This window comes from Desulfovibrio cuneatus DSM 11391 (assembly GCF_000430005.1).
In the GTDB taxonomy this organism is placed as follows: domain Bacteria; phylum Desulfobacterota; class Desulfovibrionia; order Desulfovibrionales; family Desulfovibrionaceae; genus Frigididesulfovibrio; species Frigididesulfovibrio cuneatus.
In genome coordinates, this window is record NZ_AUCY01000056.1 from 1 (window position 1) to 11,746 (window position 11,746).

The following is an 11,746-nucleotide window of genomic DNA, read 5'->3' on the forward strand; positions in this document are numbered from 1 at the left end:
CCGGCAGTACCAGTATAGGCGGTGGTGGTTTTGAGCAAGGGAAAGAAGGAGACACCTTCAAACCCTATGACTACACCAGCAAGCCGAATGATAACAAAAATAACTCTGGTGAGAACAAAGGCAGTGCCACAGATTACGTCCCAAGTAACATCTCCGGACACTACTCCAGCCACGATAAAGAGGGCATCCTGCGCCCCACCGTTACCGAGGGCGAAATCATCGTGCGCAGTAACCCCGATGCCGAAACCGATGGCAGCCTGGACGGCCTGAACCGGGACATCGGCAATGCGCGGGAGATTACGAAGGATAAAGAGGCGTATACGGATATTTATGTAAGCAAGCAGGCGATTGAGGCGCTTGTGGACATTATTGCCGCTGTTTTTAAAGATCCCAAAAATCCGAAGGCCGAAGAACTGGAAAAACTCAAAAAGATGGCTGAGGAAATTAAAAATCCAGAAGTGCGCAAGGCACTGCTGGACCTGATTAACAAAGGAGGATCACTAGCTATTGAACTTGCACTTTATATCCATGATGATGATTTCAAAAAAGTCACTCAACAGCTTACCCAAGCGAATGCTGATCTTAGCTTTATAGATAAAATGTCAGATCAGGATAAAATGCTTCTGTCTATTGCTATTGATTTTGGATATGGGGGGTTGGACTCTGTCAGTGATTCTATAAAGAAACAGGTATGGGAGAAAATAAACTTAGGGACCTTTTATGGAACTAACCTTACGTATTTCGACTCAGTTCCAGAGATTGCATTCTCACAAGCAGCTGATAAATACATAGACAAACAGCTTGCTGCTTACTTGGCTAATAATGCAGAAAAAACATTTGATTCTCTTTTTGCCTCTGATGCAATGAAGAGAGAGTATGCCACAGCAGAAAGTAACTGGAACAGTTTGTCAGAGTCGCAAAAATTTTCACTGCTAACTACTTGGGGAGGGTACATAGGCAATACTGCTGGGGCTTCTAATATAACTTTTCAACTAGTACCATTTAATGGCTTAATTATGTCTTCAATTACAAATAAAGATTTAACCAACAGGCCAGATGACCTAGACTATTTCTTAACACCAACAAATACAATTAAAATTGCAGGGTCATCACAGGGTATTAGTGGACTTACTTTTGACGAAGCCTTGGCAGGTATTTACCATGAAGTAATTCATATAAACGATGCCAAGCTCACGACGCAGCGCATTCCAGGCTCTTCTGGCAATATAAATACATTTGAAGATGTGCATGCCAGCAAAATTTTAGGGAATAGCTATGATTACCGTACCCCAGGGACTCCTGGCTATAGGTTGCAATATATTGAACTAGGACCTCACTATGGGCAAAGTTTATTCTTGCAGAAACTTTCCTCGAAAACATGGTAAGAAGAAACAAGGGAGTGCAATTATGCAACTAATGATTGCTACAGTGATGTTATTCGCTATGTTAGGCACGTCATCTCATGCCCTGGCTGTAGATATTGCTTATGAAGGAAAAATGTATGATGACATCTTGTACATAGCTTGGGTTGGCTATTGGCCTAAGGACATGCCAGAAGCTGAGAGAAAACATATCGCTTTGCCTAAATATATAGGCATGGTCACGCATTCTAAAGCAAATGGATTCGCCTGCTTGCCCTCAAGGAAAGAAGGCTACATTCGGGAACGGTTGGGCGCCTTGATTGATTCTGTCAATAACACCAACATGCCACCTACCATCGAAGATGTGATTGCCCTCTTGCGAGACAATGGATACGCACTCATGCTGCACGAACAGCATGCTAAAGCGCCTGCTCAGTGGCTACCAAGTTTTGAAAAATATTTAGTTTACCCTAGCAGTTTGGAAGAATACAATGACTTTTTTTACAAAAAAGGAGAGTTTAAGCTTCCTGCTTTTCGCGTTCAAAAATAAACAGATATTAAAAGAAGTTAGATACCCTGTATACCTCCTCCGGGCGCGATACCACCGTTGCCGGGGCGCACCTGGAGGGCGACCGGGTGTGGATGGACGTTGGCCGCGATTTGACCGTTGCCAGCCTGCAAGACCAATACGACAGCAAGAACTACTCCTGGAGCGCTGGGGCAGACGTAACTGTAATTCACGCCAGAGCACTTGATTAGAACAGGGAGTATTCAGCAAATGGAAATTGAAATAAGCAGAAACTGTAAACTTCAATTTGATGAAATAGAGTTTGATGAAGTCGTTCCTTCTATTTCATTTTTTTGCACATTAATTATTAGTGTATCTGTTTTTAAAAAGGAAATTTGGGTTGATTGCAATGCCTTTGATGCCTTCATTACAAGCTTAATACATAATGAGGAAGGGTCCCTTTTTGATATGAGCAATGAATTCAGAATGTCTGTTCAGAATAAGGATCAACAAACTGTCTTTACTTGCTCTCTTTGTGAAAAAACATATCCCACAGGCACTCTAAATGTTGAATATACGCAGCTATTAGATAACGATTGTTTTTATCGGGTCGTAAATGCGTTTAGGAATTATCCAAAGTGGTGGGGGGAGAGCAATAGCAAATGAATGATTCGGAAAGCAGTAACCCCGATGCCGAAACAGACGGTAGCCTCGACGGCCTGAATCGGGACATTGGCAATGCGCGGGAGATTACGAAGGATGAAGAGGCCTATACGGATATTTATGTAAGCAAGCAGGCGATTGAAGCAATTATTGATAGCGCCAAAGAACTTATCAAGCTTGCAAATACTCCCACGCCAGAGGAAGTACAGAAGCAGCGGGAACAAGTCGTTCAGGACTATAAAGACGCTAATGGCAAAGATGCAGATGTATTTGCCAAACTCATTTACAGTGGCATTGATCCTGCTCTGGCGAAGCAGATGATGACATACCCTCAAGTTGCCACAATAGTAAGAGAACAGACCGAGATAAACAAGGCAATTGACCCCAATAGCCTCACAGCAGAAGACTTAACTAAGCCACTACAGAATTCTTCTCTTAAGGGCAAAACGCTTGGGCAGGCAATTGTGCTTTCTTTGGCGAAACTTGGAGACTTTATCAATGATATTCCTTTGGAAGAGGAACGCGAAGCCATTAGGAATGCAATTGAATTGGCAACAGGTGGCCCAATCAAATTTGCATTAGGTATTGCCTTTAATGCAGGCCTTGACTATGTAAATACACTAACAGGTGATGCCCTCGGAAAGGGTGGGGCTGAACTTGTTGATAATGTGGTAACTAAGTTATGGAGCGGGTATTATAAGGAAGAGCATCTTCAAGGAATTGAAGATGGTTTATTTGTGGAAGGTGCGAGTGTAGAAAAAGAGTTAGCGGCCTTAGCTTACCTTCGGGCTGATGTTGCTACCGGGATATCGGTTGTTATAGGTATTGGCGGGGGGTTAATTAAGCTTGGAAACCATTTATATGATGACAGAAAAATAATAAAGCAAGTAGACAAAAGAGGCTGGACTACAGAAAAAATTGATGAAGCAATAGCAAACCCGACACGAACCGTTGCCTGGAAAGACACAAGATATAAAAAAGATGGAACACGTAACAATGACCCTGCAACGGTGTATTATGCGAAAGACGGGTCATATGTTGTGCGAAATGATGTGACTGGAGAGATCGTACAGGTTTCAAACAAATATAAAAAAGATTGGGCCGTACCATGGGAGTAGATCCAGATTTTTTGCTCGATAGAGCCACAATTATGTATGATGGTGACATGCCTCTGTTTAATTGCTCAGATGCATTAGCCTTCATAGACTATCTGGAGCAAGAGAATTACGGACTTTTAGGGTTTGACGGATTTGAGATTTCGGAAAAGCATATCATGCCTCGAATGGACTATATTCTCGATTGTTCCAATCCAGAACGAGCACCACGAGATATCGTTTTAAAGCAATGCATTAAAACGGCTCGGATGATACTTTCAAAACCTGCGGCTCAGAATTTGTTTTTTGAGTTTGTTTTAGAATAAGGTGGAGTTTTGGTGCAGGCCAAGACAAAACAGATTCTGACTGGGTGGGCCAGCAGACCAGCATTGTGGGCCGTAGCGAGGTGGACATTTATGTGGAAAACAACACCCACATTAAAGGGGCCATTATCGCCACGGATCCCGGCGGCGACCTGACCCTGAACACCAACACCCTGACGTATGAAGAAATAAAAGATAAGAACAAAGGCTACGACTGGAGCCTGAGCGTTTCCGGCAGTACCTCCATAGGGGGCGTGGGTTTTGATAAGGATGCCAACATTCTCGGCATGAAACCCTACGACTACTCCAGCAAGCCCGCTGATGGCAAAGGCAGCAATACAGATTACGTACCAAGTAACATCTCCGGGTACTACTTCAGCCACGACAAAGAAGGCATCCTACGCCCCACAGTCACCGAGGGCGAAATTATCGTGCGCAGTAACCCCGATGCCGAAACAGACGGCAGCCTGGACGGCCTGAATCGGGACATCGGCAAGGCACGGGAGATTATTAAGGATCAAAATAATACTGCGGTTGTCTATGTTAGTCCTGGGGCGATTGAAACTGTCGTTGAACTTGTTGATAGCATCATTCAAGCATGTAAGGATAAAAACAAGCCATTACCCACTCAACTCACAACTGTTGAATCTCTTATGGAAGAAGGGTTGAGTAAAGAAGAGGCCATTATGCTGGTCTCTAAAAAACCCGTTGATGCAAAAGTAATAGGGTATCTGCAACAGCTTGGAATTGATATTCAGAATCTTTCTGAAGCCGAGGCACAAAAGGTTCTTGCTGGATTAGAACAGAATGTTTTGTCTGGAACCCTGGGTTCCGGTGGTATCCTGTTTTTTTCAGGCGGCGTGATCCCTCTCAACGAATTAGAATACAATGTATATGCAGCATTAGGGGCCGCAAAAGCAGCGGGGCTATCGGCAGTCGATACTCTGTATTTATTGAATGACGTATCTGGATATGCCTTAAACAAAGCGTCAGGAGGGCTCTTATTTAAAGAGCACGCTGCAAGAATGGAAAAAACGGCCAGTACTGTGGCCAATGTGATTCGTAGCTTGAATATGGCTGAGCTTCCACCAAAAGTAATTGCTCTGTATGAGAGCAGGTATGCAGATATTATGGAACTGCGTGCGGACGGACAGTATGATGAAGCTGGCTTACGTATGGGAATAATAGCCTTTGAGCTTGCAACAGTCCTTTATGCAGCAGGGGCTTCACAAAAAATGATATCTCAGGTTCCTGAACTTGCAAACTTCAGAACAACCTTAACACTAGCGGAAGCAAATCAAATAAGGAATACTGTCTTTGAAGTGGCAGAAAGTGGAGGAGGCCTTACAGGTCGAATCACAACTATTCCCAAAGCCGCAGACAGAACGACAATCCGTGCGCTGACCAGAGAAAATGAAAGTGCGGCCCTGTTAGCCCAAAGAGGGTACTATGTAGAGCAAAATCCGATAACAATCGGCAGCAAAAACCCAGATTACAAAATCAATGGAGAAATATTCGACTGCTTAGCGCCGACAACCTCTTCGCCAAGAAGGGTTTGGACTGCCGTGGGAAAAAAATTAACGAAGGCCAAACAAACAATGTTGTCATTAACCTCAGTGATACAAATGTAACAATAGATGCCCTTAGGCAACAATTCACCTCGTGGCCTATGGATGGCTTGAAGCGTGCTTTGATCATTGATAAACAAGGAAACATCACACCACTTTTTTAGGAGCAAGGAAATGTCAATTGACTTAACATGTTATTCTTCTACGGAAGTTAATGAGACAAACGCATTGCTGCAAAAAATCACCATCGAGCATAGTTGGCTTTTTCCTCATGAGTATTTGTTGCGTTCGGCAGAGTTATTAACTGCATTTGATGAAGAATTAGCCACGGAGTTTAATTTTTCGCCTGCAAATTCAACTTTCAGGATACATTTGAACAACAAAAGCTCTGAATTTGGCATAACTAAAATGGCTGACTTACTTCGAGAGTATTTTGGCAGAGAGAGGGTGCTTGTTCTTTTTGAATATGATGAGCCTATTTAACTAAGCTTCATGCATACATTTGAAGATGTGCATGCGAGCAAAGTCTTAGCCAATAGTTGTTGTATCCTAATGGTTCCATGTTACAGGTTGCAATATATTGAATTATGGCCTCACTATGGGCAACGTTTATTCTTGCAGGAACAAAGGAAGTCGGTAATGCAACTAATGATTGCTACAGTGATGTTATTCGCTATGTTAGGCACGTCATCTCGTGCCCTGGCTGTGGATATTGCTTATGAGAAGAGAATTTATGATGACATCTTGTACATAGCTTGGGTTGGCGATTGGCCTAAGGACATGCCAGAAGCTGAGAGAAAACATATCGCTTTGCCTAAATATGTAGGCATGGTCACGCATTCTAAAGCAAATGGATTCGCCTGCTTGCCCTCAAGAAAAGAAGGCTACATTCGGGAACGGTTACTGGTCTAGGGTTTCATACAGGGCGCTTTCAGCCGCAGCGAGCGCAGCCTGTTTGGTTTTGCCATACGTCAGGGCTTGCGGTACGTCTGGAAACTCCACCATGTATTGTCCGTCTTGCATACGGGTGAGGGTTACGGGGTAAGTATACATTTAACGTGCCGTAAAATGCCCTTCCACCGTATCAAGCACCCGTGCAAGCAAGGGCACCTTATGAGCGGGTATGGGGCGCTTGTTTCCTTCATATTCACTGATCTGACTCTGCGGCACGTCAATGGCCTTGGCAAGTTGTTTTTGGGTCATTCCTGCCCGAAGGCGCAAGCCCTTGAGCATCCGGCCCGTGCGTTCTTTTTCGGCAATAGGGGGCACCTCTCTGGATTCCCCCGCATACTTTACTTGCAGCCCAATTTCTGCACGTTCTTCCGGGGTCAGCAATGTTTCTTTGAAGTTGTCCCAAGAGTTGCCTACGGGGTGTATGTGGTTGCTCATGGTGTTGGTTCCTTGAATAGCAGGGGAAAGTTGTTATGCTAACTTATCTTCTGTTCCTGCCCCGGCACATACAGGGCCGTTACCTGTTGCCAGTCGGTATGTTCATTTTCAGCCCGCCAAAGGTCATAGGCTTGCTGCATGTTCAGCCACAATTCCGGCGTAGTAGAAAAGGCGCGGGAAAGGCGCAAGGCCATATCCAGCGTAATACCTGCCCGTTCATTTATAATGGTGGAAAGCGTTTTACGGGAAACCCCAAGGCTGGCAGCCAATGCCGTAACGGTAAGGTTCAGGGGTTCCATGTATACGGCTTTTATCAGTTCGCCGGGGTGTGTACGTATTCTATTTATTCTATGGCGCACTATGGCCCCCCAAGTGTGGTCTCTTTCTTGGGTAAAGGCACAATATCCAGTGTATAGCCAAGTGGCTGCAAGAGCTTGAGTAGGGTGCTTATTTTGGGTGTGCTGGTGCCGCTTTCAATACGGGCAATAACGGGTTGTTTAATCCCGGTTTTTTCAGCAAGGGCACGTTGGCTCATGTGTTGTGCATCCCGCGCTTCAATGAATTTCCCCACTAGCTTCACTTGCAGGTCAATTTCTGCGCGTTCTTCCGGGGTCAGCAAGGTTTCTTTGAAGTTATCCCAAGAGGTGCCTGTGGGGTGTATGTGGTTACTCATGGCGTTGGCTCCTTTCTATAAAATATTTTCTATGGCGTTTCGCCTGCTCAATTTCCCGCATGGGTGTTTTCTGCGTTTTCTTTTGGAAGTGGTGGAGAAGCACAAAGCATTCCTCCATATGGCAGAAAAAGAAAATGCGGTCGCTGGTGGGGCGTAGTTCCCATATACCATCATCAATGTGGCGCATGTGGGGCAGCCCCTTGTTGGTGCCATATGCTTGCAGTATTTCAATATGCTCAATAATCTTTTTCACCCGCACCCGTATATGCTTGTTGGTGCTGGCCTGTGCGTTGAGTTCTGCAATAAGCTCTTTTACAGGTTCAGCCCCTTTGCTGTTTCTGTAAAATATAACAGGGTGCATATGGTGTCCTTTACAAGTTAGATAACTTTTAAGTATTCAAGTGTCAAGTAGTGGGCTATTTTTTCTCTTTTTGTATGAACGGCACAACCTTTGCCCCTTGCGGCCTGGGTGCTTCGGCATTGGCGGCAGCGTCAAAGCATTCATCAATAACGCTTGCGGCTCTCTTTACGGCTTCATCAGCCAAGTGGCTGTATCGTTGTGTCATAAGTGGGCTTTCGTGTGTCATGAGCTTTTGCAAGGTGAACAGGTCAACTTTACCGCTTGAAGCAAGCCAGCTTGCATAGGTATGGCGCAGCCCATGCAGGGGGCGAAAGTCTGCGGGTAAGCCTGCTGCCTCTCGTATGCGGTTCAGGAAGCGGCGAATTTCAACACGCTTGCCACCATTCTTGCCGGGAAAAACAAATTCGCTCCCCATTGGCGTAACTTTTTGCAGTATGTTCCTGGCTGCCTCTGTCATGGGAAGAAACTCTGTTTTCCCTTTTTTGGCAGTCTCCCCCCGCAGTGTGATAATGCCTTGCCGAAAATCAATATCGCTCCATTGAAGGCCAAACAATGCCCCCCGGCGCATACCTGTGGCAAGGGCAAGGCGCATGAGGGCGGCAAGGTTCTGGTCGGGGTCAGCATCCAGCGCCTCAAAAAGTACTTTGGCCTGTTCAGGGGTTAGGCATTCGGTTCTCTGGTTGTCAATTTTGGGCATATCAAAGCGCAGCCCGGTAGGGCGTGGGCACAATTCTTGTTTTGCTCCAAAGTTCACCAGTCGGCGCAGTAGTTCCAGCGCATTGCGTACCGTTTGGGGTGCCTTCCCGTCTTCCTCCATTCGTTTTGCAATGGCGGTTACTTCATGGGTTCTTAGTGTTTCCGGCAATCTATCGTGCAAAGCCTGAAAATAGGTGAAATTGCTTGTATCTGTGGCCTTATTGGAGTAGCGGCCTTTGTTCTGCTGGTAAATGGCCCATAATCCGGCAATGGTCGGCTTGGCCTGCTCAATTTCCCGCTGTACCTTGGCTTGCTGGCGTTTTTCCTCCAGTGTAACAGGCCCGGTTCCCGTAGTTTGTGCAAGGCGCAGCTCTGCCAGTGTTTGGCGTACCTTGTTCAACGTCCACCCTTCACTTGCCCACCCTAGCCCGGTTTCAATGCGCTTGCCTTCCACGACATAGCGCAGCGCAAAATACCTATCAGGCTTTACCCCGTGGCGGCGCTCTGTGTGGTCATAAAACCGGATACCTTTTTCAAGGGTTTTCCATGTGGTGTGCTTTCGGGTGTTCATGTGTACGTTCTCCCCATTCTCTCCCCATTTTTTGTATGAAAGGGGGTGTTGTTGAATGACAGATAGTGAAGATATAATGCCCATAAATCCATTGATAGTCAACGAGTTAATGCCTACTTTGTGAAGCTTTGTGAAAAATAAATAAAGTCAATAAATTCGCATTTCTTCGGTCTCATAACCCGAAGGTCGTAGGTTCAAATCCTACTCCCTCCGCCATATTTAAATCCGACCGAGTTCGGAAAAGTCTGAAAAGTGTTTCCTGGCAAGGGAATAAGCAAGACAGATTGTCCGAACTCGGTTAGAAAAAACCATAGACAACCCACCTTTTTGGGGTACTTCTGGGGGTACATAATCCCTTGCCAGGAGTAATACCCCCATGTCGAAGAAATCTTCTCTCACAGACACAGCAATTCGCGGCGCAAAGCCAAACGACAAGCCCCTGAAACTATTTGATAGTAATGGGCTTTTCTTGTTTGTGGCTCCCAACGGAACCAAAAGCTGGCGTGTCAAATACCGCATTCAAGGCCGTGAAAAGCTGTTGACCCTTGGCACATACCCCACTCTTTCTCTGAAAGAAGCACGGGAAGCTTGTATGGAGGCCAAGAAGCAGATTAGCGGCGGCGTTGACCCTTCCCTTGAAAAGAAAGTCCGGGCCAGAAGTGTTCACACTACATTTGAAGCTGTTGCACGGGAATGGCATGAAAACCAGAAGCCCACCTGGACGCCTGGATATACCAAAGACGTGATGGAGCGCATTGAGAAAAATGTTTTCCCGCTTCTTGGCTCCCGTCCCATAGGTGAAATTTCCCCGCCAGAACTCCTTGCCGTTTTGCGTAAAATTGAATTACGCGGGGCTGTTGACCAAGCCCACCGGGTACGCAGCATCTGTTCTTTGGTATTCCGCTATGCCATTGCCACAGGCCGGGCAGAACGCGATACCGCCGCTGATTTGCGCGGTGCTCTGAAAACCCGTTCCCGCACGCCTCGTGCTGCCATAACCGAACCACAAGCCATTGGTGGCTTGCTACGGGCTATTGATGATTTCCCCGGCACCTTCATTGTGAAAGCCGGGTTACAGCTTTTGGCCCTGACATTTTTGCGCCCCAGTGAGGTTCGCCTTGGGGAGTGGGCAGAAATAGATTTCACGGAAAAGGTGTGGCGTATTCCTTCCAAACGCATGAAAATGCGCCTTGATCACATGGTGCCGCTTTCTGCACAGGCGCTGGAAGTGCTGCAAACATTGCAGGAAGTCACAGGGCATGAAAAACTCATGTTCCCCGGCCTGCGCTCTCCCCAGGTGCCCATAAGTGATGCTACATTCATAGCCGCCTTGCGCCGCATGGGCTTTGCCAAAGAAGAAATGACAGCCCACGGCTTTCGGGCAATGGCCTCCACGTTGCTTAATGAGCAGGGCTATTCGGCTGACGTAATAGAAAAACAGCTTGCTCATAACCCCAAAGATAAAATCCGTGGTGTGTACAACAGGGCTGAATATTTGCCTGAACGCCGCAAGATGATGCAAGAGTGGGCCGACTATCTTTCAAAACTCAAAGGGTAAACGGGGGAAGCTATGTCACACAATACCGCTGATACAAAAAATTGTGCTCCTGCTGATGCTATCGACATGAACGTATCTCTTGGAAAAATTGCGGAAGAAGCTCAACTTACAGAGAAAGATACAGGCTGGAGCGAAGAGCAAAAAGACCGCATGAGGCAATATGGCTATGATAGTATGGATCTGTTGAGGGAATGGTACAATTAGGAGAAACGCTGATTTATTCCGTTTGGCGACTTTCTTCCGCTCAGGCTTCGTTGAGATGAACAGCCAGCAAAACTGTCTGTTCCCTCCGCCCTCGCTCCACGGCTCGCTATGCTCGCGACTGCCGTCGGCTTTAGGGTTACATCGAGTAGGGAGGAGTTGACTCGGCCCGTCCTGGGCCTCGGCCTTCGGCTCCCGCCCAGCGGGCGGTTCCCAATTCCGCTTTCCTGCGGAATTGTCACTCCTGCTTCAAAAAAAGCTCGTGCCTTGCCAAACGAAATAACTGCGCGTTTCTTCTTTGCTCCATCACTAATAGAGGTAATACCTTATCAGGGCGGCATGGATTTTTGCAGCGCGACACTCTTGTGGGGGTGCCACTCGCAAAAAACCACGCCGCCCTTTGTCTATGGATATTGCCTTGTGTTAACTGAGAATTAATAAAAAATCGGTAAACCCCAGGCTCTGCCTGGGGACTCCCAAAGTTTGACTTTTCCAGAAATAGAAGAGACCTCCGTTGTTGAACCGCTCAAAGTTCATCAACAGGAGGCCCCAAATGGATGGAGCCTTGAGTTTAAGTCACTCCAAATGGGTTTGCAAGTACCATGTGGTTTGGATTCCAAAGTACCGCAAGAAAAAGCTTTTTGAAGGTTTGAGAAAGCAGCTTGGTGATGTCTTCCACGCTCTTGCCCAACAGAAGGAATGCAGGATTTTGGAAGGGCATTTGCTCACAGACCATGTGCACATTCTTATCTCAATTCCACCAAAGATGGCAGTTTCTTC

Annotated in this window: 19 protein-coding genes; 13 read left to right on the forward strand and 6 right to left on the reverse strand. The window is 46.3% G+C overall.

The genetic code is table 11. The features are described 5' to 3' along the window. The 10 genes from G497_RS20375 to G497_RS0111945 all read left to right on the forward strand — a co-directional run. Positions 1 to 1,385: hypothetical protein (locus G497_RS20375; protein ID WP_034637822.1), on the forward strand; the 1,385-nt coding region annotated here is incomplete at its 5' end. A gap of 22 nt (positions 1,386 to 1,407) precedes the next feature. After that, positions 1,408 to 1,911 (forward strand): hypothetical protein, encoded by a 504-nt coding sequence (locus G497_RS0111915; protein ID WP_027188309.1) that lies wholly within the window; start codon positions 1,408 to 1,410, stop codon positions 1,909 to 1,911. Between the two features lie 26 nt (positions 1,912 to 1,937). Next, on the forward strand, positions 1,938 to 2,120 hold the full coding sequence (locus G497_RS20380; protein ID WP_084516270.1) for a hemagglutinin repeat-containing protein: 183 nt from the start codon (positions 1,938 to 1,940) through the stop codon (positions 2,118 to 2,120). Between the two features lie 19 nt (positions 2,121 to 2,139). Beyond that, on the forward strand, positions 2,140 to 2,535 hold the full coding sequence (locus tag G497_RS0111920; RefSeq protein WP_027188310.1) for a hypothetical protein: 396 nt from the start codon (positions 2,140 to 2,142) through the stop codon (positions 2,533 to 2,535). Further along, the gene (locus G497_RS0111925; protein ID WP_027188311.1) at positions 2,532 to 3,650 is read left to right on the forward strand and encodes a colicin E5-related ribonuclease; all 1,119 of its coding nucleotides are present in this window, start codon (positions 2,532 to 2,534) and stop codon (positions 3,648 to 3,650) included. The genes G497_RS0111920 and G497_RS0111925 overlap by 4 nt, the downstream gene beginning before the upstream one ends. Then, positions 3,641 to 3,952, forward strand: a complete 312-nt coding sequence (locus G497_RS0111930) for a hypothetical protein (RefSeq protein ID WP_027188312.1) — start codon at positions 3,641 to 3,643, stop codon at positions 3,950 to 3,952. Before G497_RS0111925 ends, G497_RS0111930 begins: the two co-directional genes overlap by 10 nt. Positions 3,953 to 4,044: 92 nt before the next feature. Then, positions 4,045 to 5,580 (forward strand): CdiA C-terminal domain-containing protein, encoded by a 1,536-nt coding sequence (locus tag G497_RS0111935; RefSeq protein WP_156908093.1) that lies wholly within the window; start codon positions 4,045 to 4,047, stop codon positions 5,578 to 5,580. Next, a complete protein-coding gene (locus tag G497_RS20795; protein WP_169727004.1) occupies positions 5,505 to 5,681 on the forward strand; it encodes a CdiA C-terminal domain-containing protein in 177 nt (58 codons plus the stop codon). Before G497_RS0111935 ends, G497_RS20795 begins: the two co-directional genes overlap by 76 nt. Positions 5,682 to 5,691: 10 nt before the next feature. Beyond that, positions 5,692 to 6,000: a CDI system immunity component gene (locus G497_RS0111940; protein ID WP_027188314.1), complete on the forward strand. Its 309-nt coding sequence runs from the start codon at positions 5,692 to 5,694 to the stop codon at positions 5,998 to 6,000. Positions 6,001 to 6,156: 156 nt separating this feature from the next. Next, the gene (locus G497_RS0111945; protein WP_027188315.1) at positions 6,157 to 6,429 is read left to right on the forward strand and encodes a hypothetical protein; all 273 of its coding nucleotides are present in this window, start codon (positions 6,157 to 6,159) and stop codon (positions 6,427 to 6,429) included. Here the strand turns inward: G497_RS0111945 and G497_RS20210 are convergent. The 6 genes from G497_RS20210 to G497_RS18050 are packed head-to-tail and all read right to left on the reverse strand — an operon-like array spanning position 6,418 to position 9,207. Continuing rightward, positions 6,418 to 6,570 carry a type II toxin-antitoxin system HicB family antitoxin gene (locus tag G497_RS20210; protein ID WP_156908095.1) on the reverse strand — a complete coding sequence of 51 codons (153 nt, stop codon included), beginning with the start codon at positions 6,568 to 6,570 and terminating at the stop codon, positions 6,418 to 6,420. The genes G497_RS0111945 and G497_RS20210 overlap by 12 nt on opposite strands. Continuing rightward, complete coding sequence (locus tag G497_RS20470; RefSeq protein ID WP_034637826.1) at positions 6,571 to 6,906, reverse strand: helix-turn-helix domain-containing protein; 336 nt, start codon at positions 6,904 to 6,906, stop codon at positions 6,571 to 6,573. 38 nt (positions 6,907 to 6,944) lie between these two features. Then, complete coding sequence (locus G497_RS0111960; RefSeq protein ID WP_027188316.1) at positions 6,945 to 7,265, reverse strand: HigA family addiction module antitoxin; 321 nt, start codon at positions 7,263 to 7,265, stop codon at positions 6,945 to 6,947. After that, a complete protein-coding gene (locus G497_RS0111965; RefSeq protein WP_027188317.1) occupies positions 7,265 to 7,579 on the reverse strand; it encodes a helix-turn-helix domain-containing protein in 315 nt (104 codons plus the stop codon). The genes G497_RS0111960 and G497_RS0111965 overlap by 1 nt, the downstream gene beginning before the upstream one ends. After that, the gene (locus G497_RS0111970; RefSeq protein ID WP_027188318.1) at positions 7,572 to 7,940 is read right to left on the reverse strand and encodes a type II toxin-antitoxin system RelE/ParE family toxin; all 369 of its coding nucleotides are present in this window, start codon (positions 7,938 to 7,940) and stop codon (positions 7,572 to 7,574) included. The genes G497_RS0111965 and G497_RS0111970 overlap by 8 nt, the downstream gene beginning before the upstream one ends. 55 nt (positions 7,941 to 7,995) lie before the next feature. Further along, a complete protein-coding gene (locus G497_RS18050; protein ID WP_051258095.1) occupies positions 7,996 to 9,207 on the reverse strand; it encodes a tyrosine-type recombinase/integrase in 1,212 nt (403 codons plus the stop codon). A 376-nt stretch (positions 9,208 to 9,583) separates the two neighbouring features. Between G497_RS18050 and G497_RS0111980 the strand changes: the two genes are divergently transcribed. The 3 genes from G497_RS0111980 to tnpA all read left to right on the forward strand — a co-directional run. Next, positions 9,584 to 10,765, forward strand: coding sequence for a tyrosine-type recombinase/integrase (locus G497_RS0111980; protein WP_027188319.1), 1,182 nt, complete (start codon positions 9,584 to 9,586; stop codon positions 10,763 to 10,765). A gap of 12 nt (positions 10,766 to 10,777) precedes the next feature. Beyond that, on the forward strand, positions 10,778 to 10,969 hold the full coding sequence (locus G497_RS0111985) for a hypothetical protein (protein ID WP_027188320.1): 192 nt from the start codon (positions 10,778 to 10,780) through the stop codon (positions 10,967 to 10,969). A 550-nt stretch (positions 10,970 to 11,519) separates the two neighbouring features. After that, on the forward strand, positions 11,520 to 11,746 hold a 227-nt coding region (tnpA, locus tag G497_RS0111990; RefSeq protein ID WP_027188321.1), incomplete at its 3' end, for an IS200/IS605 family transposase.

Excerpts from the sequence above, each read along its gene's own strand:
- G497_RS0111945 (WP_027188315.1), top strand. The coding sequence starts at position 6,157 with ATGCAACTAATGATTGCTACAGTGATGTTATTCGCTATGTTAGGCACG.
- G497_RS0111920 (WP_027188310.1), top strand. The coding sequence starts at position 2,140 with ATGGAAATTGAAATAAGCAGAAACTGTAAACTTCAATTTGATGAAATA.
- G497_RS0111930 (WP_027188312.1), top strand. The coding sequence starts at position 3,641 with ATGGGAGTAGATCCAGATTTTTTGCTCGATAGAGCCACAATTATGTAT.
- G497_RS20210 (WP_156908095.1), bottom strand. The coding sequence starts at position 6,570 with ATGTATACTTACCCCGTAACCCTCACCCGTATGCAAGACGGACAATAC.
- G497_RS0111915 (WP_027188309.1), top strand. The coding sequence starts at position 1,408 with ATGCAACTAATGATTGCTACAGTGATGTTATTCGCTATGTTAGGCACG.
- G497_RS0111965 (WP_027188317.1), bottom strand. The coding sequence starts at position 7,579 with ATGAGTAACCACATACACCCCACAGGCACCTCTTGGGATAACTTCAAA.
- G497_RS20470 (WP_034637826.1), bottom strand. The coding sequence starts at position 6,906 with ATGAGCAACCACATACACCCCGTAGGCAACTCTTGGGACAACTTCAAA.
- G497_RS0111985 (WP_027188320.1), top strand. The coding sequence starts at position 10,778 with ATGTCACACAATACCGCTGATACAAAAAATTGTGCTCCTGCTGATGCT.
- G497_RS0111980 (WP_027188319.1), top strand. The coding sequence starts at position 9,584 with ATGTCGAAGAAATCTTCTCTCACAGACACAGCAATTCGCGGCGCAAAG.
- G497_RS0111940 (WP_027188314.1), top strand. The coding sequence starts at position 5,692 with ATGTCAATTGACTTAACATGTTATTCTTCTACGGAAGTTAATGAGACA.
- G497_RS18050 (WP_051258095.1), bottom strand. The coding sequence starts at position 9,207 with ATGAACACCCGAAAGCACACCACATGGAAAACCCTTGAAAAAGGTATC.
- G497_RS0111925 (WP_027188311.1), top strand. The coding sequence starts at position 2,532 with ATGAATGATTCGGAAAGCAGTAACCCCGATGCCGAAACAGACGGTAGC.
- G497_RS0111970 (WP_027188318.1), bottom strand. The coding sequence starts at position 7,940 with ATGCACCCTGTTATATTTTACAGAAACAGCAAAGGGGCTGAACCTGTA.